We start from the raw sequence: 21655 nt of genomic DNA, 5'->3' as shown, positions 1-21655 counted from the left end.
TCAGAAGTGAAACCTCTTCGCGCTGATGGTAGTGTGGCGTTAGCCATGTGAGAGTAAGTCATCGCCAGCTTTTAAATACTAAGCCCCCTTAACATACGTTAAGGGGGCTTTATTTATTGGAAAGAAGAAAATTTGATGAAATTCTGAATACAGTAGAGAATAAAAGTAGATATATATTAATTCTAAGAAAAAGTTCTGTTATAAATAATAAGAAAATTAGAAATTTAAATATCAGGCAAAAAGGGTATTTCATGATGGTTGAAAAGTATGACTCAGATAATTATAGAGTGCTTTTAGATAAAAGATGGTCATTAGAAAATCTAAATGATTTTTCAAGATTATATTTGCAAAACTATGCTTTTTTATATTGTCTTGAGAATAATAAAAATAATTTAAGAGCTGTAACTCTAGCTTCTGAGTTAAATGAATATAAACTTCGTGATGGATTAACTTATGTAAACATTTACTCTTTATTTGTTAGACATGTACCCGATAAAGAAAGACCTAAAGTACGTGCTATTTCATATGCATCTCCCGGATTTATAGAGTTAATTTTAAATTATGAAATAGCAATAAAAATAGCTTTGAGTATTGCTGCTTTTATTAAAGGTTTAACTGCCACAGCTGAAACTTATAATAAATTACATAATATCTATCTTGAACTTGGAAGAAAAAGAAAAGAGAAGCAAAATAATTTATTGAAACTTGATGCTGAAAATATAAAGCATACTCGTAAATTAAATGATGAACTTGCAAAGGGTCTTGGATTTGATAGTCTAGATGACATGTATAAAAAAATTGGAGACGAAGAAGAAGTATCTAAATTACTAATGGCTCATTACCGCAGAATGAAGGCGATGAGTAAATTTGTTATAGAAGGCAAGCTAAAATTTCCATTAGAATAAAAGAATCTATTATGAAACTCAATTCCTTCTCCCCACTCCCGGAAGATGATGACGAAATCAATCTACCTGAACTCGTGTACTGGGCATCACTTGGTAATACAGCGCGGGTAAGGCAATTACTCGCAGACGGTATCGATCCGAATCAGAGCGATGAAGAAGGTTACAGTGCTCTTCAGGCTGCTGCTGAAAATGATCATCTGGATGTTGTAAAGCTTTTGGTCAGTAAAGGTGCCGATATCAGTTTTAAAGGCCAATATACGGCACTGGAACTGGCAGAAATGGCACAAAATACACAGATTGTGCAGTACCTAAAAGATTTATAACCATATATAAAAATAACAGCCAAAAAAGAACCCCTATCATCCTGACAGGGGTTCTTTGTATTCCGATTATTGTGTCGTTAATGTCCTATTCACGACCACGTCCTGTGTATTTTTATTTTCAATGAGACTTCCTGTCTCTCTATGTCTTGTATCTTAGTTAAAAATTCTTAATCACAACATGGGTGATTCACCATGATCCGTGTAGGCTTTTGCTGACAACGTGATAAAAAAAGCACTCCGAAGAGTGCTTTTGATTTACATCAGTTTAATGCCTTGCTGGCCAGCAGGTGTTACCTTAAAGATTTCAACTTCAAAGGTGATATTTTTTCCTGCAAGTGGATGATTAAAGTCGATTTCGGTAATACTGTCGTCGACCGATTTCACCACACCAAATAAGGTGGCTTTCGCTTTATCTTCAAACTCGATCATATGGCCGACAATAGGTCGTTGCTCGAATTTGACCGTATCAAACTTTTGTATGTTTTCTGGATTCCATTCACCAAAAGCGTCTTCTGGTGGTAAATGTACCGTACGGCGGTCACCAGCACGTAATCCAAACAGTGCTTTTTCGAAGCCTGGCAGTAAGTTGCCATCGCCAATGGTAAGACTAACAGGCGCTTCACGACTGCGGGTATTATCAATTTCAACGCCATTTTCAATGGCCACTGAAAAGTGCAAATCGACTTTTGCACCTTCTTCAATACGAATTTCTTCGTTAGGCTGGATAATCTCAGTCATGTTTGGCTTCTGCACGTTGGATGCGTTGCTTTTCTAGAAAGAACGTATCGATTAACAATAAAATGGTACCCAGAGTGATCGCACTGTCGGCAATATTAAACGCGGGGAAGTGGTGATCTTGATAAAATACATGGATAAAATCGACCACATAACCTAAGGTCACACGGTCAATCAGATTGCCCAATGCACCACCCAAAATCAATGCAATCGCAGCAGGCAGCACAACGGTCTGTTTAGGCATGCGCATCAGCCAAAACACAAAAATGATGGATACGATGCCTGCTAAACCTGTAAATAGATAGTGCTGCCAGCCTCCTGCATCGGACAGAAAGCTAAATGCTGCGCCATAATTATGCAGTAAGGTCCAGTTTAAAAAGGGCAAAACTGGCACCGGATCTGCATAATTTAGATGGGTGCTGGCAATCCACTTGGTCCACTGATCCACCACAATGGCCAGCACAGAAAGTGCGAGCCAAATCAGGTTATGAGGATAAAACTGGAATAAGCCCTTTTTTGCTTGAAGCTTAGGCATATTTTCTCACTTCGCCACTGCCCGTGACGTTAATAATACAACGACCACATAAACCTGGGTGATCTACATGTGTATTGACATCTGGAAGTACGTGCCAGCAGCGCACACATTTTTCACCTTCAGCCGCAGTCACTTTGACACGTAGGCCATCAAGCTCTGTCGCTTCACCGTGCTCTGCATAGGCATAAACATGCACTTGCGATGTAATCAGTACAAAACGGAGTTCATCACCCAACTGGTTTAAAACGCTTTGAATGTCATCTTTGGCCCAAATTTCAACTTTGGCAGAAAGATTACTTCCCACGATCTTAGCGTTACGTGCCGCTTCAATCTGCTTATTAATTGCTGATTTTACGTTAATTAATGTTTGCCAGTCGGCCTCAGACACCAAGTTTGCACTGCTTGCGACAGGAATATCGTACCACTCGGTAGTAAAGACATATTGCTCGCTTTGCTCTGGAATTAACGGCCATGCTTCTTGTGCAGTGAAGCTTAAGATTGGTGCCATCCAGCGTACAAATGCCTGAACCAAATGATACAAAGCGGTTTGTGCAGAATGACGCGCTTGTGAGTCTGCTTTGGTGGTGTACTGACGATCTTTGATGATATCAAGATAGAAACCACCCAAGTCATTGATACAGAAGTTAGTCAATGCACTGCACACGATATGGAAGTTCATATCTTCGTAAGCTTGCTGAATAGTTTTTTGAACCTCAGCAGCACGTTGCAAGATGTATTGATCCAGTGCAATCAATTGATCGACAGGCAATGCATCTGTAGACGGTTTGAAGCCATTGAGGTTGGCCAGCAAGAAGCGCAAGGTATTACGAATACGACGATAACCATCTGAGGCACGGCTGAAAATTTCTTTACCTGCGGTCATCTCATAACGGTAATCACTTGACGCAATCCAGAAACGTAAGCCATCTGCACCCATGTCTTTGATGATGTCTTGAGGGGTAATGATATTGCCTAAAGACTTCGACATCTTACGGCCTTTTTCATCGACCACGAAACCGTGCGTCAGTAAGCCTTTGTAAGGTGCACGCTGATTAATCGCGACAGAAGTGAGCAGAGATGACTGGAACCAGCCACGATGCTGGTCAGACCCTTCAAGGTACAAATCTGCCGGATCGGTTAATTCTTCACGCTGGCGCAAAACCGCATAATGTGTTGTACCTGAGTCAAACCAGACGTCTAGTGTGTCTCGGACTGCATTGTAGTGCGCTGCATCTTCACCAATGAAGTCTTTGGCATCACGGTTGTACCATGCATCGATGCCTTCTTGTTCGATCAGTTTGGCAACTTCTTCGATGAGTTCAGCGGTGCGCGGATGCAATTCATTGGTATCTTTATGTACAAAGAATGGAATTGGAACGCCCCATGTACGCTGACGTGAGATACACCAGTCTGGACGACCTTCAATCATGGATTGAATACGGTTTTTACCCCAATCAGGTACAAAACTGATCTCATTTTCGATGGCATTCATTGCACCGTCACGTAAGCCTTTTTGGTCCATACTGATGAACCATTGCGGTGTTGCACGGAAAATGATTGGTGTTTTGTGGCGCCAGCAATGTGGATAGCTGTGTTTGATTGGTTGATGTGCCCACAAGCGTCCAACACTGCCCAATGCCTCAATGATTTGCGGATTGGCTTTGTAGATGTGCTCACCGGCAAAAATAGGTGCGCTTGGTAAATAAACCCCGTTTCCACCCACTGGGTTATCTACTTTTAAGTTGTATTGCAAGCCAACTTTGTAGTCGTCTGCACCGTGGCCCGGCGCGGTATGCACTGCACCCGTACCGCTCGTGGCAATGACGTGTTCGCCCAAGATCACAGGAACCTGACGATCCACCAGTAATGGATGTTGCAGCTTGAGATGCTCAAGTGCTGCGCCTTTAAAGTCTGCCAACACGACTGGATTTTCAAGCTTGTAACGCTCAATCGCCGATTCGACCAGATCTTTGGCCAGAATAAAGTTTTGCAGACCACGTTCGCCTTGAACTTGTACCAGTTGGTAATCAATCTCGGCGTTCAGTGCAACCGCCTGATTGGCAGGTAATGTCCATGGAGTAGTTGTCCAGATCACAATATCGGTTGGTGCGGTGACGTCTGCATTGACACGTTGTGCCAGATCGTGAAGATCGACCACGCCAAAACCAACGTCAATGGCGTCGGATTTTTTATCTTCGTATTCCACTTCAGCTTCTGCCAATGCAGAACCACAGTCGATACACCAGTTCACAGGTTTTAAACCAGGTTCGATATGGCCTGCTTTTTGAATTTCACCCAAGGCACGCACAATATCAGCTTCTTGTTTGAAGTTCATGGTCAGGTACGGATCGTTCCAGTCACCAAAAACGCCCATCCGGATAAAGTCTTTACGCTGTAAGTCGACCTGACTCATGGCGTAGTCACGGCAGGCTTTACGGAAGCTCGATGCATCGATTTTAACGCCGACTTTACCGACTTTTTCTTCAACTTTAAGTTCGATTGGCAAGCCGTGGCAGTCCCAGCCGGGTACATACGGCGCATCAAAGCCGTCCATCACGCGGCTTTTAATAATGATGTCTTTGAGTACCTTGTTGACTGCATGACCCAAATGAATCTGACCGTTGGCATACGGAGGGCCATCGTGTAATACATATTTTTTCTTGCCAATACGCGATTCACGAATCTTCTGATAAATGTTGTCGGCGTACCACTCTTCTAACCATTTTACTTCGCGTACGGCCAAGTTTGCTTTCATTGCAAATTCGGTGCCCGGCAGGTTTAACGTGGCTTTGTAATCCACTGCATTTTCAGGAGTTTGCTTATCGCTCATGCAAGTCGTCTTCCAGTTCAATCAGCTCGAACGCTGACGTGTTTTACTATCAAAAAATTCGAAATTAAAAAGGGTGTTGTGAATGTTGCTCACGATATTCGAGCAAATCTTCAACATCTTGGTCAATGCCGGCCTTGAGTGCTTCAAGCGAAGGGTAAGGTCGTTCACCATGTAAATAGTGCAAAAACGTCACCCGCATCAATAAGCCATACAGATTAGCAGAAACTTGTGGAAAGTGTACTTCCAATCGCCATTCGGGATGAGTTTGCGCAATGGCAGGACGGGTACCTACATGGCCTGCGCCAAACAGGCTGTCACTTCGATAACCAGCTACGCCGGGTTGCTCCGGATTTTGCGCACGAACTTTTTCATTTAAGGCGGTGGTTTCACAGACCACGTCTACGGCATAAATGCCACTTAAACAAGGCTTATGGCGCCCAAGACGAACATTGATGGTCGGAAAGTTTAGGGTACGACCAATCTGGTCACCATATTGAACCCGACCAATAATACTATACGGACGCCCCAAAAGCTGCGCAGCCAGTGCCAAATCTCCTTCGGCCAGAACCTGACGGATACGGGTGGAACTGACGCGGTCACCTTCAAAGTTGATGGTGTTTAAGTTGGTCACATCAAAGCCGTAATCGCGTAAAAACTCGCTATTGCCTTGACGGTTTTTACCAAAATGAAAATCGTCCCCCAAGACCAGATGCTGGGCATTGAGTTTAAATTTGAGCAAATCTGCAAATTCGGTGGCATTTAGGCTGCGAAAGAACTGATCGAATTTAGCAACCGCAATATAATCGACACCCAGTTCAGTCAAATATTCGACTTTTTCGCGAAGAGAACTGATACGTGGTGGAGCATCGTAGCCTTTAAAATATTCAAGCGGTTGAGGCTCAAAAATCATGACCAGCGTTTTTAATCCCTCAGCCTGAGCCAATGCTTTAAGCTGTGAAATCATCGCTTGGTGTCCCAAGTGAACACCATCAAAATTGCCGATCGTGACCGCAGTTGGAGCTAACTGAAAATCTGGCGATAATGCGTTAAGACGAAGCAACTTCATGAGCGTTAAATACTGAGAATTTTGCAGAGGCTTTATATTGCCATAATCTAACGCATTCGTCTTGTTGTTGTGTTTTTATGCAAAGGAAAACTTTCTCTTTTTATTGTTATAGATCAGTATTTCTAATGTTTTTATGAGTCATTAATCAGTTTTCCTGTTTTTCATGATAAATATACGCACTGCATCGGGTCAATCTGAATCGATCCCATCGGCATATACATAATCCAATACTGCTTGTGATGAAAAAGGATAAATACGTATTTCTATGATCTGATGGATAGGTGATCCTTCATCAAACAGTGTAGTGCACGATTTTTGATATTTCGATTAGGCTTGCTCATAAAAGATTTTCATATGCTATAAAACGGCATAAATTTTGCTGATCATTTCAATCATGATTTTACCAAATGGTTGAAAATGTACTATCAGGTTTATCCAAATATGACCAAAGAGGCCGATTATGTGGTGCTGGCCTCGGGTTTAGGTGGTCATGCCAGTTTCTGGCAACCGCAAATACAGGCCTTGCAAGCATACTTTCATGTGGTGGTCTACGATCAGGAAGGCTGTCATGCCGACAGCGCGGCTTTGCCTAAAGACTATTCTTTTTTTAATCTTGCCGAGCAGGTCGAGCAGTTACTCTGTCATTTGCAGATCAAACGCTTTCATTTTATTGGTCATGCCTTGGGTGGTTTTATTGGCGTGGAATGGGCATATCGATTTGCGCAAACCAGCGCCCAGATGCTCAGTCTGAGTCTGATTAATGCCTGGCAATCTCTCGATGCGCATACGCGGAGATGTTTTACCACTCGGCGCACCTTACTTGAGCAGGCCGGGGCTGAGGCTTACTTACATGCCCAGGCCCTATTTTTATATCCACCCACTTGGATTTCCAGTCATAGCGCGATGCTGATTGAACACGAAGCCAAGTTGCAGCAAGATTTTCCACCACATGGCAACGTTCTGGCGCGCCTAAATGCCTTGATGCACTATGTTTTGGATAAACCGCGCTGTACCGCTCTAGACTCACTTCCGATTTTACTGTTGTGCAATCAGGACGATATGCTGGTGCCCTATACACAATCTTTGCAATTGTATCGGGCGCTGGGTCATGCAGAGCTGGTGATTTTGCCGCAAGGCGGCCATGCCTGCACGGTCACGCAAGCTGGACAGGTCAATACTTGTCTGATTGAGTTTTTGAATCAAACAGATAATGCTCAGCTCAAATCAGCTTGAATCACGTACGCGGCAGTACACCATAGAGCATCATGTGCACGGTATGTTCGATCGCGCGCTGATGCATACTTTTATTTTTCAAGGTTTTGCCGGTGACCATGTCCATTTGCGTGCTGAAATCGGCATAGTTTTGGGTAACGGCCCAAATGTTCAAGATCAGTAATTCTGGGTCGATCTCTGCCGAGATTTTGCCTTGTTCCTGCCAAGTCTGGATAACTTTAGCTTTACGCTTAAACAGTTTTTTCAGCGGCCCTTTTAGAATTTCCAGAATATGCGGCGCACCCTGAATAATCTCAAGCGCAAACAGTTTGGATGCTTTTGGCTGGGTACGTGAGACTTCAATTTTTTGAATCAGATAATGGGCCAAAGCCTCGGTTGGCTCCAACTCAACTTCAAGCGTCTGTAAAGGCGCCAGCCATTTTTGTAAAACAGTGGTCAGCACCTCAACGTAGAGTGCTTCTTTATTTTCATAATAATAAAAGATGTTGGACTTATGCATTTGTGCCAATTGCGCAATTTCGTCCAGACTCGCCCCACTAAAGCCATACGTAGAAAAGACATCCAGAGCGGCATTGAGAAGCTGATTACGTTTTTGCGTACTCTTTTTTTGTTCCATTGATTTAACAAACTGGGGAAAGTCAGCTCATTGTAAGGGAAATCGAATGATTTGTGCACAGTTCTTGGCGATTTTCTTTCGCTTTATGTCCGCTTAAGTCGCTCATCTGTTTAGAGATTATCTAGTTTGATTAGGAAGTAAACACATGCTGCATACAACGGGTTGTAGTCGCCTATTTCGCAGCCAGATTTTCTGCTGCGCGATTTTTGCACACTATTGAATCGCTGTACACAAAAACAGTGCATCTGAATGCCACATTATTTTACTAAATGGTAAAAACTGTTTGACCATATATTTTTATTAAGTATATGAAAAATAATATTTATTTAAAGTTGGCACGTTGTATGCAATATAAAAAATTAAGAATTGGCCATTCTACGTACCACGATTATTAATCTAGGCGATCACGCACAGCGTGACCTATTGCCGTCATAAGAAGGATGGGTAGTATGAAAATTGGTGTTTTTTGTCCTATCGGAAATAACGGCTGGCTGCTTTCGGAAAATGCGCCTCAATATATGCCGACATTTGAACTGAATAAAAAAATTGTACAACGCGCTGAACATTACGGCTTCGATTTTGCGCTCTCTATGATCAAGCTTCGTGGTTTTGGCGGAAAAACTGAATTTTGGGATCATAACATGGAGAGCTTTACACTCATGGCAGGGTTGGCTGCGGTCACCAGTAAAATCAAAATTTATGCCACTGCTGCAACACTGGTGATGCCACCAGCCATTGTGGCGCGAATGGCATCAACCATTGATTCGATTTCGAATGGTCGTTTTGGACTTAATGTCGTGACGGGCTGGCAAGCACCTGAATATAGCCAGATGGGAATGTGGCCAGGCGATGAGTATTTTGCCAAACGCTATGACTATTTATCTGAGTATGTACAGATCCTGCGTGAACTCTGGGCGACAGGACAATCCGATTTTAAAGGGGAACACTTCCAGATGGACGATTGCCGCGTGAGCCCTACGCCGCAAGCCGATATGAAAATTATTTGTGCGGGTCAATCCGATTCGGGGCTGGCATTTTCGGCACAACATGCCGACTACAATTTTGTGTTTGGCAAAGGCCTCAACACCCCGACTGCCTATGCCGCAATTAATGACCGTTTAAAGCAGTTTACCGATCAAACCGGGCGTGATGTACAAACTTATGTGCTGTTTATGGTGATTGCGGCAGAAACTGATGCTGAGGCCATGGCCAAGTGGCAACATTACAATGCCGGTGCAGACGTTGAGGCGATTAACTGGCTGATGAATCAAGGCAGTAAAGATACACGCTCAGGCACAGATACCAATGTACGTCAGATGGCTTCGAGTGTGTCACCGGTCAATATCAATATGGGCACATTGGTGGGCTCGTATGCCAGTGTGGCTGCCATGCTCGATGAAATTGCCCAGATTCAGGGGACTGAAGGCATCTTGCTCACCTTTGATGATTTTGTTCAAGGTGTTGAAGATTTTGGCGAGCGCATCCAACCGCTGATGATGTCGCGCCAAGATGCAGTTGCTGAATATCGTCCACTCACCGCATTGGAGAAAAGCGCATGAATACCGTTGTTGCTGATTTTACCGAACGTGCCGGAACGGGATGTGTACTTAAAGCCGAGCCAGAAGCCATCCAAATGGCACCTGAGCATACCGCGCTGATTGTGATTGATATGCAAAACGCTTACACCTCGATTGGCGGTTATCTGGACTTGGCCGGATTTGATGTCTCGAAAACCAAACCTGTGGTCAAGAATATTCAAAAAGCCGTCGCTGCCGCGCATGCTGCGGGTATACAAGTCATTTATTTTAAAAATGGTTGGGACAAGGCCTATGTTGAGGCAGGAGGTTCAGGATCTCCGAACTTTCATAAATCCAATGCCTTAAAAACCATGCGCAAACAACCCGAATTACAAGGCAAATTACTGGCAAAAGGTGGCTGGGATTTTGAGCTGATTGATGAACTGACACCGCTGGCACAAGACATCGTGATTGAAAAGCCTCGCTATAGTGGCTTTTTCAATACCGCGCTAGACAGCATGCTACGTGCACGCGGCATACGCAATCTGGTTTTTGTGGGTATTGCCACCAATGTCTGTGTGGAATCGACTCTGCGAGACGGCTTCTTTTTAGAATATTTTGGTGTTGCACTGGAAGATGCCTGCTATCAGGCTGGGCCAGTCGAGATGCAACAGGCCAGCATGTACAACATTAAAACCTTTTTTGGCTGGGTATCGGATACCCAGACCTTTGTCGAAACTTTCGATCAATCTCATTTAGCCAAAACTGCCTAGCGAGTCGCCGTATGCCAAAAGAAATTATTTTACCCGCCGGAACACCAGCCCCACTGGCACCTTATGTACCTGCCACCAAGGCAGATCATATTGTCTATGTTTCTGGTATTTTACCGCTCGATGCACACAACAATGTGGTGCATGTCGGCGATGCCGCAGCCCAAACTCGGCATGTGCTTGAAACCATTCAAGGCATTGTCAGTCATGCTGGAGGAACGCTCAAAGACATCACCTTTAACCATATTTTTTTACGTGACTGGTCTGACTATGCGGCGATTAACGCCGTATATGCCGAATTCTTTCCAGATGAGCGTCCAGCACGCTACTGCGTACAGGTGGGTTTGGTTAAGCCCGAAGCCTTAATCGAAATTGCATCGGTGGCTCATGTGGCCCCTTAAAGTATTAAAACCTTAAAGCGACCGGCGTATGAGATACCACGCTTAGCCCAGTGAGGCAGGAGACAGGTTATGACCGTATTAGAAGACACTGCAAAACATATTGAAACGTTGATTCGTCACAGTTCACCACTTGAACGTTCGACCACTTTACACGTCGACTCACAGGTTTTTCGACAGGGAATGTCTAATTTGGGTGCCGCTGTCCACGTGATTACCACCGATGGCATTGCAGGAAAATCCGGCTTTACAGCTTCGGCCGTATGTAGCGTCACCGATTCTCCACCGACCTTACTGGTATGTCTGAATCGGGGGGCATCGGTGTTTAAAACCTTTGAGCAAAATAAGGTGCTCTGCGTAAATACACTGGCAGCTCATCAGGCACATCTGTCAAATTTATTTGGTGGTAAAACCCCAATGAGCGATCGCTTTGCGCAGGGGGAGTGGGATTGTTTGCTTACGCAATCACCCGTATTGCAAGATGCGCTGGTGTCGTTTGATTGTGAAGTCGTGAAAAGCGTTTCGGTAGGCAGTCATGATGTACTGATCTGTGAGGTACGTGCCGTACAGCAATGTCAGGGAAAAAATCCCTTGATGTATTTTAATCGTCACTATTGTGAACCACATGCTGTGGCTTAAAGCAGCTAAAGAGCAGGAGTAATCGTCATGTCGCAACATGAACCGTGGTTTACCAAATTTAAACCTTATCGAGGCGACCTGAATCATCAGCCGGTTCAAATCGATGAATATCTTCCCGCAGGAAAAAGTGTGGTTTTAGGTATGCAGCATGCCTTTGCCATGTTTGGTGCCACGGTGCTGGCACCCATGTTGATGGGTTTTGATCCCAATCTGACTATCTTGATTACCGGATTTGGCACCATCTTATTTTTTCTGCTCACTGGCGGGCGGATGCCCAGCTATTTAGGTTCAAGCTTTGCCTTTATTGCGGCGGTTGCTGCTGCCACAGGATACAATGGTGTGGGTGCCAATCCCAATATTGCATTGGCACTGGGTGGTACGGTGGTGTGTGGTCTGATTTATGCTGCAATTGGGCTGATCGTGATGCGAACAGGAACAGCATGGATTGAAAAACTGATGCCACCGATTGTCACGGGTGCAATTGTGATGATTATTGGATTAAATCTGGCACCTGTCACCATCAAAAGTGTCTCTGCTAATGGCTTTGATACATGGATGGCGGTCCTGACCATTTTGTGTATCAGTGCCGTTGCCGTCTTTACGCGAGGCATGTTGCGGCGCTTATTATTACTGGTCGGACTATGTTTGGCGTATCTGGCTTACTTTGTGTTGGCCAACTTGATGGGGTTGGGTAAAGCCATCGATTTTGCGCCAATTGCACAAGCCGCATGGATAGGTTTGCCCACATTTCATCAGCCTGTATTTCAGGCAAATGCCATTTTGTTAATTGCACCTGTCGCCTTAATTTTGGTGGCTGAAAATCTGGGACATTTTAAAGCAGTTTCGGCCATGACTGGTCGTAACCTTTCGCCGTATATGGGGCGTGGCTTTTTTGCCGATGGAGTCTGTACCACCTTATCGGCTTCTGTAGGCGGCACCGGCATGACCACTTATGCAGAAAATATTGGTGTGATGGCGGTGACCAAGGTTTATTCCACCACCATCTTTTTATTTGCAGGTGTCTTTGCGATTTTACTGGGTTTATCTCCAAAATTTGGTGCGATTATTCATACCATTCCGGTGGCACTGCTGGGTGGTGCATCGATTGTGGTATTTGGCCTGATTACAGTGGCCGGAGCCAAAATCTGGATCGATCATCGAGTTGATTTTAGTCAAAACAGCACGCTGATTATCGCGGCGGTCAGTTTGATTATGGGGGCCGGTAACTTTAGTTTGCATATTGGTGCATTTGATTTGGGCGGTATTGGCACGGCTACGCTGGCGGCGATTGTATTGAATTTGCTTTTAAACCGAACTCAGCAGCAGCCTGTCGCAACAGTGAATGCATCGACCGAAAAAACGATTCATCCTGCAACACCGCATTCCTCCTAAAAAGAAAAATAAAAAAAACAGCGTGCCAGATGACACGCTGTTTTTTATTTGGGCAGTAGTATTTAGGTGGCTAAAACGGCTTCAAGCACCTGTTGCTCAAGCTGGGCAAACTCTAGACTTTTCTGGCGCGGACGCGGCAATTTCACCTCAAAACTTTGTGCAATATGGCCTTTATCCAGCAGGATGATGCGGTCTGCCAATTGCACCGCCTCACTGACATCATGTGTAACCAAAATAGCCGTAAAGCCTTGCTCAGTCCATAAACGTTCAATCAGGCTTTGCATCTCAAGGCGCGTCAGGGCATCGAGCGCACCCAGTGGCTCATCTAGCAATAAGATGCGTGGGAAATGTGAAAGCGCACGTGCCAAGGCTGTACGCTGGCGCTGACCACCCGAAAGCTGCGACGGCCATTGTTCTGCTTTGTCTTTTAAGCCGACTTTTTCAAGCAAGGTAGCGGCATGATGCTGCTGTTCTTTCTTTAAACCCAACTGCACATTATGCACAATACTTTTCCATGGCAACAGGCGTGGATCTTGGAACATGACCCGAATGTCGTCTGATGTAATGCCTTCACGGAAATTGCGTGCCGATTTAAATTTGATTTCACCGTAACTGGTGTCTTCAAGCCCCGCAATGAGGCGTAGCAGGGTGCTTTTACCACAGCCGCTACGCCCAACAATCGCAATAAACTCGCCGGGTTGAATGTGTAAATCCAGATCTTCGAGTACTTTAACCTGACCATAAAACTTATGCAGTTGTTCGATTAAAATTTCTGCACCGATAGGCGCTTTTGTATCATCTGGAGTGGCTGCTGTGTTTGACTGATCTAGATACAGCGGGACATTTAAATTGCTCATGATCATGACCTCTTATTGTTGATAGCCTGCATGCCAGCGCAGCAAATAACGTTCTAGGCTTTGTGCCAGCACATCTGCCAGTTTGCCCAGCAAGGCGTAAAGTAAAATGCCTACCAGCACGACATCAGTCTGCAAAAATTCACGTGCGTTCATGGTCATATAGCCAATACCTGCTTGTGCAGAGATGGTTTCAGCCACAATCAGCAATACCCAAACCAGACCTAAAGAAAAACGTAAGCCCACCAAAATCGATGGCATTGCACCCGGTAAAATAATTTCTTTATATAACTGCCAGCGACTCAAACCGTAACTTTTTCCCATCTCGATCAGCTGAGGATCGACAGAGCGAATACCGTGATAGGTATTGATATACATTGGAAAAAATACCCCGACGGCCACCAAAAACAGTTTGGCAGATTCATCGATACCAAACCACAAAATTACCAGTGGAATCAGCGCCAGTGCAGGAATGTTACGAATCATTTGTAAGGTGGTGTCGAGTAGGGTAGAGGCAATTTTGGACGAGCCATTGAGCAGCCCCAAAAATAACCCCAGTCCACCCCCTATTAGTAAGCCAATCAGTGCACGACCAGCACTCACCTTGACATGGTGCCAAAGCTCACCACTGATCAGAAGCTGCCAAAATGCACTCACCACGGCACTCGGTGCGGGTAAAACACGGCTTTGCAACAGGCCCACGCTCGATGCAAATTGCCAGACTGCAATCAGCACCACCGGGAATACCCAAGGCAGCAATTGCTGCCCGAGTGCTTTGGTTCCACGTGAAACATTCGATGTATTCGATCGACTCATGCGGGCTCCTTGACGACCTGATTTTTGGGTTCGTCCTTTTGCTGGTTCGGAACATAGTTATTGGCAATAATCTCGCCAAATGGTCCAGTCAGATTCGGTTGGGTCAGTTTTTCACGGGTTTTAAGCGGCAGCAGTGGAAACACCAGTTCAGCAAAACGAATCGACTCTTCTAGATGCGGATAACCAGAGAAAATAAAGGTATCGATACCAAGGTCGGCATATTCTTGAATACGCGCGGCAACGGTTTCAGGATCACCGACCAGTGCAGTTCCTGCACCGCCGCGAACTAAACCAATCCCTGCCCACAAGTTGGGTGACACTTCAAGCTTATCGCGGCGTCCGCCATGCAAGGCTGCCATACGCTGTTGTCCCACCGAATCCATCTGGGCAAATTTCTTTTGTGCAGCGGCAATGGTGTCATCGTCTAAATATTGGATCAGTTCATTGGCTGCAGCCCATGCTTGCTCGTTGGTTTCACGCACAATCACATGCAAGCGAATTCCATAATTGAGTGTGCGGCCTTTGGCTTGTGCACGCACTTTCATGGCGTCAACTTTCTCTTTCACTGCCGCTGGAGGTTCACCCCAAGTCAGATAAGTATCGACTTGTTCGGCAGCCAGTTCGGCAGCCGCCTCAGATGAGCCACCAAACCAGAGCGGTGGATACGGCTGCTGAATAGGCGGATAAAGTAGCTTGGCATCATCGACACTTAACCGTTCGCCGTGAAAGGTCAATGACTCGCCTGTATGCGAACGGGTTAAAATTTCGCGCCAGATTTTGACGTATTCGGTGGCCGTCTGATAGCGCGTGTCATGGTCTTCATATAAGCCATCGCCTTTGAGTTCCTGTTCGTCGCCACCGGTGACCAAGTTAAGCAAAATACGTCCATTCGAAAGTCGGTCGAAGGTGGCTGCCATCCGCGCCGCTAGCGCTGGTGTGGTAATGCCCGGGCGCAGCGCCACCAAAAACTTGAGCTGCGTTGTGGCATCGATGAGGCTGGCGGCCGTAATCCATGGGTCTTCACAAGAACGACCTGTCGGAATCAGTACACCGGTATAACCCAGTTGATCGACCGCAACAGCAATTTGCTTCATATAGCCATGGTCGACCTGACGTGCGCCTTTGCTGGTTCCAAGGTAGCGACTGTCACCGTGAGTGGGAATAAACCAGAAAATATTCATACTAACATTCCTTATAAGTTGCTAAATCTAGGGCTTCGCAGTCCAGATGGTCTGGCTCACGTTGATGGTTTTGGGAATAAGCTGCACCTGCTGAAACAGATCTGCAATCTGCTGCTGCGCTTGCGTTACTTCGGCATTGATGGGTTGAATTGGAGACGGTTTGGCACGCTTATCCAACACCGCCCTCGCGACTTGCGTGTCTAGACCCGTACTCTGCGCATAAATACTTAAACCTTGATCTTGATGCTGAACAAACCATTGATCGGCTTTATTCAAACCATCTAAAACTTTCTGTGCTGCATCGGGGTGTTGCTGAATAAAGCGAGGATTGCCGATATAAAATGAATAGGTGGTTGGAAACGCACGTCCATCGATCAGTGATTTTGCATGGCCTTTAAGCTCGGTAGTGCTTAAGTACGGTTCCCAGATCGACCATGCATCAATCGCACCTTTGTCAAAAGCCGCGCGCGCATCGGCAGGTGGGAGCCAAATGGGCTGAATATCGCTCCAGCTCAGCCCCGCTTTTTGCAATACTTTGGCCAGTAGTTCATGCGCACTCGATCCTTTTTGAACGGCAATGCGCTTGCCTTTTAAATCGGCAATGGACTGAATGCCACTGTTTGTTGGAATCAAGATGGCTTGCGAATCGGCAGGAACTACTTCATATCCGACATAGCTCAGCGGTTTATCGGCTGCCTGAGCAAAAATAGGCGGTGTATTGCCCACAGCGCCAAAATCGACTGCACCTACGGCTAAGGCTTCAAGCATTTGTGGCCCTGCAGGAAATTCACGCCATTCAATTTTGGCGCCCGGAAACTCTTGTTCATAAATTTTTTGTTGTTTGGCAATCAAGAGATTCAGCGATGATTTTTGAAAGCCAATGGTCAGGGTTTTCACTGCGCTTTCGGCTGCAGGCGTGGTTTGGGCTTTATTTTCTGTGCCTGCGTCATGCTTTTGGCATGCGGTCATTACTACGCTAAGCCCCAATGCACCGATTACGCCGAATGTTTTCAATATGGTCATGATGAATGTTGCCCCAATTATTTTATTTGGCCAGTTAAAATGGCATCTTGAATTTTGAGTGGTTGTGGAATCAGTTTTTGTTGATAAAAGGCATCTGCAACGTATTGCTGCTGCTGAATCACGTCAGGTGAGAGTGGTGTAACCCCAAAGCCCATACGCGAAATGGACGTTTTTAAAATATTGAAATCCAGCGCGGTCGGTTTTTCTAATAAACGAGCTGCATCGTCCTGATGGGTTTTGACCCACTCGGTGGTTTGATTGAGCTGTTGCACTACGGTCTTAAGTACTTCTGGATGCTGCTCGGCAAATTTGCGATCGGCTAAATAAAACTGATGGTTACTGACCAGATTTTGCCCGGTGGCCAGTACACGTGCGCCAATTTGCTGCTCTGCTGCTGCAAAGAATGGATCCCAAATCGCCCATGCATCCACTGCACCTTTTTCAAAGGCTGCACGGGCATCGGCAGGTGGTAAATACACCACTTGAATATCCTGCAGCGTGAGCTGGTTTTTCTCGAGTAATTTAAGCAGCAGATAATGCACGTTTGAGCCTTTGTTCAGCGCCACGCGTTTGCCTTTTAAATCTTGAATACTTTGAATAGGCGAGTTTTTTTGAACAATCAGTGCCTCGGCGTTTGGTGCAGCAGGCTGATTGGCCACGTACACCAGATTAGGGCTGGCAGCTTGTGCAAAAATAGGAGGTGCCTCGCCCGACTCACCAAATACCACACTTCCGACATTTAAGCCTTCAAGCAGTTGCGGACCCGCTGGAAACTCGACCCATTTCACCTGAATACCCTGTGCTTTCAGTGCCTGATCCAGATCGCCACGTTGTTTCACGATGGGCAATAAACCGTATTTTTGAAAACCAATATTTAAAGTGGTGAGTGCTTGTTTTTGTTCTTTGGCACAGCCGCTAAGCATCATCATGCTGGTGATTCCTGCTGCAATCACTGAAAACTTAAACCATGAAGAAGATGCGATACTGGCCATGATGCGTGCTGCCTCGAAAAAGTGAAAAGATCGAACTAGAGGGCACACCTTAGAACCAATTGCTTTGCATAAAAAATAAGATTTTTAACATTACTTATGTAAAAAATAGATAAATAAAAAACTGCAAAGCTTATCTGTATTTGTCATTTTAAAAATTATGACGGCAATGAACTTTATTGAATCAAGTGTTTGAATTTTATGTATTTTTAATATATTGATAATGTCATCTTAAAACTGAATAAAGCGGTGAAGGCAGGCAATAGCGCTGATTTGACTAAAGATTGCATGAATAAAGATATAGCAAGTTCTGCTAAAGCCAAATGACTCACACAATCTGACATGTAGCGAAAGGCAAAGGGCAGTCTGGCTCTGACTTGCAAGCGACTGCCCAACAGATGGGTTTACATCAGGATTTTTTTAAAGACCAACGAGTTACGCTGAAAATTGTAAAGTGCTTGGCGCGCGTCGGGTAATTCGTCCACGCTGGCATGCGAAAAGCCATGCTCTAAGAACCAGTGCGCTGTACGTGTGGTCAGTACAAATAACTGTAAAATTCCGTCTTGGCGCGCTTTTTCTTCTAAAAAGTGCAAAATCTGGCTACCTCGGTTGGATTTGCGATAGGCCGGATCGACCGCTACACAGGCAATTTCGGCCGAACGAATTTCGCCTTTTGCGGTTGGTATTGGATACAGCGCTGCACACGCCAGAATCATGCCATCACGTTCAATCACAGCAAACTGAGCAATCTCGCTCTCCAGTCGTTCGCGTGAGCGGTACACCAAAATTCCTTCTTGCTCGAGTGGGCGCAGCAAATGAATCAAACCACCGACATCTTGAATGTTGGCGATACGCACCTCTTCATAATGTGCATCGGTAATAAGCGTACCAATCCCGTCACGGGTAAACAGCTCCTCAATTAAGGCACCATCATGAAAATAAGGAATTAAATGCACACGATGCACGCCTGAAAGCGAAGCTGTTTGGGCACTTTGTAGCGGAATGACATGCTCAAGCCTTTGTGCCTTTTGCTGAATGTAGCGATCAAGCTGATGCGGCGTCAGCTCGCGCAGCAGTTTACCTTCATCGTTGACCAAGCCTTGCTGATCGGTCAGAAAAATTAGTTTATCTGCTTTGAGCGCAATGGCCGTACGGGTGGCCACTTCTTCGGCCATTAAGTTGAATACCTCACCTGTGGTGGAATATCCCGTTGGGCCCAATACCACAATATTATGGTTATCGAGGTGGCCTCTGATCGCATCGGTATCAATACTTCGTACTTCACCAGTGAGCTGAAAATCGATACCGTCCCGGATTCCATAAGGCTTGGCAGTAACAAAATTGCCAGACACCGCATCAATGCGTGCGCCGTGCATCGGCGAGTTGGCGAGCCCCATAGACAGCAGCGCTTCAATTTGCAAACGAATTGAACCCACCGCATTCATGACACTCGCTAACGATTCACGTGTGGTGACACGGCGATGCTGGTGAATAGGCGTATATAATGATTTTTCTTGAAGATTCTGGTTAATTTGTGGGCGAGCACCATGTACCAGTATCAGACGGATGCCCAGAGAGTGCAGCAGGGCAATATCATGAATAATATGCTGGAAATTATGATGTTGAACGGCTTCACCACCAAACATTAAAACGAACGTTTTATTTCGATGCGCGTTGATATACGGAGCTGAGTTTCGAAACCAGTGGACATACTGTTGGGTTTGAGTGTGTTCAGAATGATTTTCTGGAAGCGACATAGAAGGCTCAGCATAAAGAAAGCATAGTTAGGATTCTAAACAAAATCGCTAATCCTTCAATAAAAAAATGCCCAAACCGTCATGGCTTGGGCATTTTTGAGGAATTCAATTAGCGAACGACTTGAATAATTTTGTGGTTGTGATCGTTGATTAAAAGATAATGGCCGTTGGCTTTAATCCAGTGTTGGCCGCGCCCTGGCTTATGAAGCTTTTTATATCCGCGATGATCGACTTTATAACGGTCGGATACGTACTGTTTTGGTGCGAACTGACCCGGACGCCAGTCGGCTTTTTTATCCTGATACGCAGCATGATGCTCATGACGCATGTCGTTGTGATCGTGTGGTGCAGCCATAGCCGAAGTGGTCACAATACCTGCTGTTGCTAAAATAATGGCAGTAGTTAATTTACGCATGATGTTCCTCATTTATCTTTGTCGATTTGATAAATCTAATGTAATTAATGATTTAAGATGAATAATGAAGACACGTTGTGAAAATGTGAACTTCATGGATAAAAATTGGATCCAAAAAATTTCTTAAATAAAAAAAGCCTGAACGTGGGTTCAGGCGAAATCTGACTTTTTGAGGAGATCGATTAAAAATTCATGATGCGAACAATATCGTTGCTGTCTGAATTGACCAGAATAAAGTCATTGTTAATTTTATACCACTGCTGGCCACGGCTCGGACGGGGCAGATTAAACTCGCGATAGTCGGCTTTATAGGCATCGCCGCGATAATGCTGCGGCATGATGTAACCTGTCTGCCAGCGATGCTGTTTTAAACGCTGCACGCCTTGTTCTTGACGAAAGCGGCGCTCCGAACGAATCGAGTCATCCTGATCGCGATCAAAACGATTTGAGCGATCAAAACCTTGACCGCGATCACGGGGAGGGCCCCCCATATCTGATCCACGATCAAAATTAGGTGCTGCGATCGTGACAGTGCTTGTGAGCGTAGCAAGTGATACGACTAAGCTTGTCAAAATCTTTTTCATGATGCATCCTCGACGACACAAGTATTCTCTGTGAATGGGTATTTGTACGAGCCTTTAATGTACAAAAAAAATGCAGAGAAACTGTGAAGATCATTCAATAATTCTATTAAAAATATGGAGATATCTTTTTTGTTTATCAGGCTAAGGTGCTGAATTTTTTCGGCTTAGATCTGGCTTGTATATCATAAGATGCAATATTTTTATTTGATCATGATCTTCACTTTAAATGGATCTGATTGCATACGCAACCAGACCTAGACCAATGTGTAAGTGACCGAACACATGCTGTTCAAGATTCGCTTTATCCGTTAATCCTGTGCATCGATACTGACGCCGTTTAAATCGAGACTATCATCACCCATCAAGTACAGATAGGCGGGCATGATCGATTCGGATGTTGGTAAAGACAGTGGATCTTCTTCAGGATAGGCTTTAGCACGCATGGCGGTACGTGTTGCCCCCGGGTTAATGCAGTTAAAGCGAATATTCGGATAAGTATGTTCGCTGGCAAAAATTTTGCTGACAGCTTCAATGGCAACTTTTGAAACCGAATAAGCCCCCCATAATGCGCGCGCTTCACGGCCCACACCGGAGCTGGCAAACACTACCGATGCATTTTGCGATTTTTCAAGCAAGGGCAATAGTGCCTGCGTTAATACAAACGGTGCGCGCAGGTTTACTGCCATGACATCATCCCATACGTCGGCAGGATAATGCGCCAGCGGAACACGTTCACCCAAGATGCCCGCATTGTGCAAAATACCGTCTAGGCGACCAAACTGGTCTTCAAGAGTATTAAACAGCAATTCGTAATCACGATCTGAAGCACTTGAAAGCTGTAACGGCAAAATGGCCGGTTGCGGTGCACCCAGACTCTCAATTTCGTCATAAATGACTTCAAGTTTGTTTAGGGTACGGCCATGCAAGACCACTGTAGCGCCGTGCAAGGCATAACTTAGTGCTGCTGCACGCCCAATGCCATCGCCAGCACCCGTGATTAAAATAATGCGGTCTTTGAGTAAATCGGTACGAGGTTGATATTCTGAATATTTCATTGTGGAACCTCCTTAAAATTGA

22 protein-coding genes are annotated in these 21655 nt (G+C 45.2%); 8 read left to right on the top strand and 14 right to left on the bottom strand.

Annotated elements, in window-relative coordinates:
- Positions 1-116: 116 nt before the first annotated feature.
- Positions 117-905: a hypothetical protein gene (locus tag L2096_RS11475; RefSeq protein WP_250365455.1), complete on the top strand. Its 789-nt coding sequence runs from the start codon at positions 117-119 to the stop codon at positions 903-905.
- An 11-nt stretch (positions 906-916) separates the two neighbouring features.
- Positions 917-1228, top strand: coding sequence for an ankyrin repeat domain-containing protein (locus L2096_RS11470; protein WP_250365454.1), 312 nt, complete (start codon positions 917-919; stop codon positions 1226-1228).
- A gap of 255 nt (positions 1229-1483) precedes the next feature.
- Here L2096_RS11470 and L2096_RS11465 read toward each other — a convergent pair whose 3' ends face one another.
- The 4 genes from L2096_RS11465 to ribF all read right to left on the bottom strand — a co-directional run bounded on the left by L2096_RS11465 (position 1484) and on the right by ribF (position 6394).
- Entirely contained in the window at positions 1484-1966 is a 483-nt protein-coding gene (locus L2096_RS11465) for an FKBP-type peptidyl-prolyl cis-trans isomerase (RefSeq protein ID WP_004941888.1), read from the bottom strand.
- Positions 1959-2498 (bottom strand): signal peptidase II, encoded by a 540-nt coding sequence (gene lspA, locus L2096_RS11460; RefSeq protein WP_004941885.1) that lies wholly within the window; start codon positions 2496-2498, stop codon positions 1959-1961. Before lspA ends, L2096_RS11465 begins: the two co-directional genes overlap by 8 nt.
- A complete protein-coding gene (gene ileS, locus L2096_RS11455; RefSeq protein WP_151815309.1) occupies positions 2491-5328 on the bottom strand; it encodes an isoleucine--tRNA ligase in 2838 nt (945 codons plus the stop codon). The genes lspA and ileS overlap by 8 nt, the downstream gene beginning before the upstream one ends.
- A 64-nt stretch (positions 5329-5392) precedes the next feature.
- Positions 5393-6394, bottom strand: a complete 1002-nt coding sequence (gene ribF / locus L2096_RS11450; protein ID WP_104125137.1) for a riboflavin biosynthesis protein RibF — start codon at positions 6392-6394, stop codon at positions 5393-5395.
- Between the two features lie 417 nt (positions 6395-6811).
- Between ribF and rutD the strand changes: the two genes are divergently transcribed.
- Entirely contained in the window at positions 6812-7627 is an 816-nt protein-coding gene (gene rutD / locus L2096_RS11445; RefSeq protein ID WP_250365453.1) for a pyrimidine utilization protein D, read from the top strand.
- 1 nt (position 7628) lies between these two features.
- Here the strand turns inward: rutD and L2096_RS11440 are convergent, their stop codons facing one another.
- Positions 7629-8243, bottom strand: a complete 615-nt coding sequence (locus L2096_RS11440) for a TetR/AcrR family transcriptional regulator (RefSeq protein ID WP_004941873.1) — start codon at positions 8241-8243, stop codon at positions 7629-7631.
- Positions 8244-8692: 449 nt separating this feature from the next.
- Here L2096_RS11440 and rutA point away from each other — a divergent pair, with 449 nt between their 5' ends.
- The 5 genes from rutA (at position 8693) to rutG (ending at position 12959) form a co-directional block, all read left to right on the top strand.
- Positions 8693-9802 (top strand): pyrimidine utilization protein A, encoded by a 1110-nt coding sequence (rutA, locus tag L2096_RS11435; RefSeq protein ID WP_250365452.1) that lies wholly within the window; start codon positions 8693-8695, stop codon positions 9800-9802.
- Positions 9799-10533, top strand: a complete 735-nt coding sequence (rutB, locus tag L2096_RS11430) for a pyrimidine utilization protein B (protein ID WP_151840447.1) — start codon at positions 9799-9801, stop codon at positions 10531-10533. Before rutA ends, rutB begins: the two co-directional genes overlap by 4 nt.
- Positions 10534-10544: 11 nt before the next feature.
- The gene (rutC, locus tag L2096_RS11425; RefSeq protein ID WP_004944472.1) at positions 10545-10931 is read left to right on the top strand and encodes a pyrimidine utilization protein C; all 387 of its coding nucleotides are present in this window, start codon (positions 10545-10547) and stop codon (positions 10929-10931) included.
- Positions 10932-11000: 69 nt separating this feature from the next.
- Positions 11001-11567: an NADH-dependent FMN reductase RutF gene (gene rutF, locus L2096_RS11420; RefSeq protein ID WP_250365451.1), complete on the top strand. Its 567-nt coding sequence runs from the start codon at positions 11001-11003 to the stop codon at positions 11565-11567.
- Positions 11568-11594: 27 nt separating this feature from the next.
- Entirely contained in the window at positions 11595-12959 is a 1365-nt protein-coding gene (gene rutG / locus L2096_RS11415) for a pyrimidine utilization transport protein G (protein WP_004944467.1), read from the top strand.
- 62 nt (positions 12960-13021) lie between these two features.
- Here rutG and L2096_RS11410 read toward each other — a convergent pair whose 3' ends face one another.
- The 9 genes from L2096_RS11410 to L2096_RS11370 all read right to left on the bottom strand — a co-directional run bounded on the left by L2096_RS11410 (position 13022) and on the right by L2096_RS11370 (position 21633).
- Positions 13022-13816 carry an ATP-binding cassette domain-containing protein gene (locus L2096_RS11410; RefSeq protein WP_151978140.1) on the bottom strand — a complete coding sequence of 265 codons (795 nt, stop codon included), beginning with the start codon at positions 13814-13816 and terminating at the stop codon, positions 13022-13024.
- 12 nt (positions 13817-13828) lie between these two features.
- Positions 13829-14629, bottom strand: coding sequence for an aliphatic sulfonate ABC transporter permease SsuC (gene ssuC, locus L2096_RS11405; protein ID WP_004941853.1), 801 nt, complete (start codon positions 14627-14629; stop codon positions 13829-13831).
- Positions 14626-15810 carry an FMNH2-dependent alkanesulfonate monooxygenase gene (ssuD, locus tag L2096_RS11400; protein WP_025095217.1) on the bottom strand — a complete coding sequence of 395 codons (1185 nt, stop codon included), beginning with the start codon at positions 15808-15810 and terminating at the stop codon, positions 14626-14628. The genes ssuC and ssuD overlap by 4 nt, the downstream gene beginning before the upstream one ends.
- Positions 15811-15837: 27 nt before the next feature.
- Positions 15838-16833 (bottom strand): aliphatic sulfonate ABC transporter substrate-binding protein, encoded by a 996-nt coding sequence (locus L2096_RS11395; protein WP_250365450.1) that lies wholly within the window; start codon positions 16831-16833, stop codon positions 15838-15840.
- Positions 16834-16850: 17 nt separating this feature from the next.
- Positions 16851-17825, bottom strand: a complete 975-nt coding sequence (locus tag L2096_RS11390) for a sulfonate ABC transporter substrate-binding protein (protein WP_250365449.1) — start codon at positions 17823-17825, stop codon at positions 16851-16853.
- 401 nt (positions 17826-18226) lie between these two features.
- Positions 18227-19579 carry an amino-acid N-acetyltransferase gene (gene argA, locus L2096_RS11385; protein ID WP_004941842.1) on the bottom strand — a complete coding sequence of 451 codons (1353 nt, stop codon included), beginning with the start codon at positions 19577-19579 and terminating at the stop codon, positions 18227-18229.
- A gap of 109 nt (positions 19580-19688) precedes the next feature.
- Positions 19689-19994: an RcnB family protein gene (locus L2096_RS11380; protein ID WP_004941838.1), complete on the bottom strand. Its 306-nt coding sequence runs from the start codon at positions 19992-19994 to the stop codon at positions 19689-19691.
- A 182-nt stretch (positions 19995-20176) separates the two neighbouring features.
- Positions 20177-20578 carry an RcnB family protein gene (locus L2096_RS11375; protein ID WP_004944447.1) on the bottom strand — a complete coding sequence of 134 codons (402 nt, stop codon included), beginning with the start codon at positions 20576-20578 and terminating at the stop codon, positions 20177-20179.
- A 308-nt stretch (positions 20579-20886) separates the two neighbouring features.
- Positions 20887-21633, bottom strand: coding sequence for a YciK family oxidoreductase (locus L2096_RS11370; protein ID WP_004941833.1), 747 nt, complete (start codon positions 21631-21633; stop codon positions 20887-20889).
- Positions 21634-21655 lie beyond the last annotated feature (22 nt).

The organism is Acinetobacter sp. ACZLY 512 (assembly GCF_023614015.1).
Classification (GTDB): Bacteria; Pseudomonadota; Gammaproteobacteria; order Pseudomonadales; family Moraxellaceae; genus Acinetobacter; species Acinetobacter soli.
This window is presented reverse-complemented; position numbering and strand designations above follow the sequence as displayed.

Coding starts and splice junctions, on each gene's coding strand:
- L2096_RS11470 (WP_250365454.1), top strand. CDS start 917: ATGAAACTCAATTCCTTCTCCCCACTCCCGGAAGATGATGACGAAATC.
- L2096_RS11465 (WP_004941888.1), bottom strand. CDS start 1,966: ATGACTGAGATTATCCAGCCTAACGAAGAAATTCGTATTGAAGAAGGT.
- lspA (WP_004941885.1), bottom strand. CDS start 2,498: ATGCCTAAGCTTCAAGCAAAAAAGGGCTTATTCCAGTTTTATCCTCAT.
- ileS (WP_151815309.1), bottom strand. CDS start 5,328: ATGAGCGATAAGCAAACTCCTGAAAATGCAGTGGATTACAAAGCCACG.
- ribF (WP_104125137.1), bottom strand. CDS start 6,394: ATGAAGTTGCTTCGTCTTAACGCATTATCGCCAGATTTTCAGTTAGCT.
- rutD (WP_250365453.1), top strand. CDS start 6,812: ATGTACTATCAGGTTTATCCAAATATGACCAAAGAGGCCGATTATGTG.
- L2096_RS11440 (WP_004941873.1), bottom strand. CDS start 8,243: ATGGAACAAAAAAAGAGTACGCAAAAACGTAATCAGCTTCTCAATGCC.
- rutA (WP_250365452.1), top strand. CDS start 8,693: ATGAAAATTGGTGTTTTTTGTCCTATCGGAAATAACGGCTGGCTGCTT.
- rutB (WP_151840447.1), top strand. CDS start 9,799: ATGAATACCGTTGTTGCTGATTTTACCGAACGTGCCGGAACGGGATGT.
- rutC (WP_004944472.1), top strand. CDS start 10,545: ATGCCAAAAGAAATTATTTTACCCGCCGGAACACCAGCCCCACTGGCA.
- rutF (WP_250365451.1), top strand. CDS start 11,001: ATGACCGTATTAGAAGACACTGCAAAACATATTGAAACGTTGATTCGT.
- rutG (WP_004944467.1), top strand. CDS start 11,595: ATGTCGCAACATGAACCGTGGTTTACCAAATTTAAACCTTATCGAGGC.
- L2096_RS11410 (WP_151978140.1), bottom strand. CDS start 13,816: ATGAGCAATTTAAATGTCCCGCTGTATCTAGATCAGTCAAACACAGCA.
- ssuC (WP_004941853.1), bottom strand. CDS start 14,629: ATGAGTCGATCGAATACATCGAATGTTTCACGTGGAACCAAAGCACTC.
- ssuD (WP_025095217.1), bottom strand. CDS start 15,810: ATGAATATTTTCTGGTTTATTCCCACTCACGGTGACAGTCGCTACCTT.
- L2096_RS11395 (WP_250365450.1), bottom strand. CDS start 16,833: ATGACCATATTGAAAACATTCGGCGTAATCGGTGCATTGGGGCTTAGC.
- L2096_RS11390 (WP_250365449.1), bottom strand. CDS start 17,825: ATGGCCAGTATCGCATCTTCTTCATGGTTTAAGTTTTCAGTGATTGCA.
- argA (WP_004941842.1), bottom strand. CDS start 19,579: ATGTCGCTTCCAGAAAATCATTCTGAACACACTCAAACCCAACAGTAT.
- L2096_RS11380 (WP_004941838.1), bottom strand. CDS start 19,994: ATGCGTAAATTAACTACTGCCATTATTTTAGCAACAGCAGGTATTGTG.
- L2096_RS11375 (WP_004944447.1), bottom strand. CDS start 20,578: ATGAAAAAGATTTTGACAAGCTTAGTCGTATCACTTGCTACGCTCACA.
- L2096_RS11370 (WP_004941833.1), bottom strand. CDS start 21,633: ATGAAATATTCAGAATATCAACCTCGTACCGATTTACTCAAAGACCGC.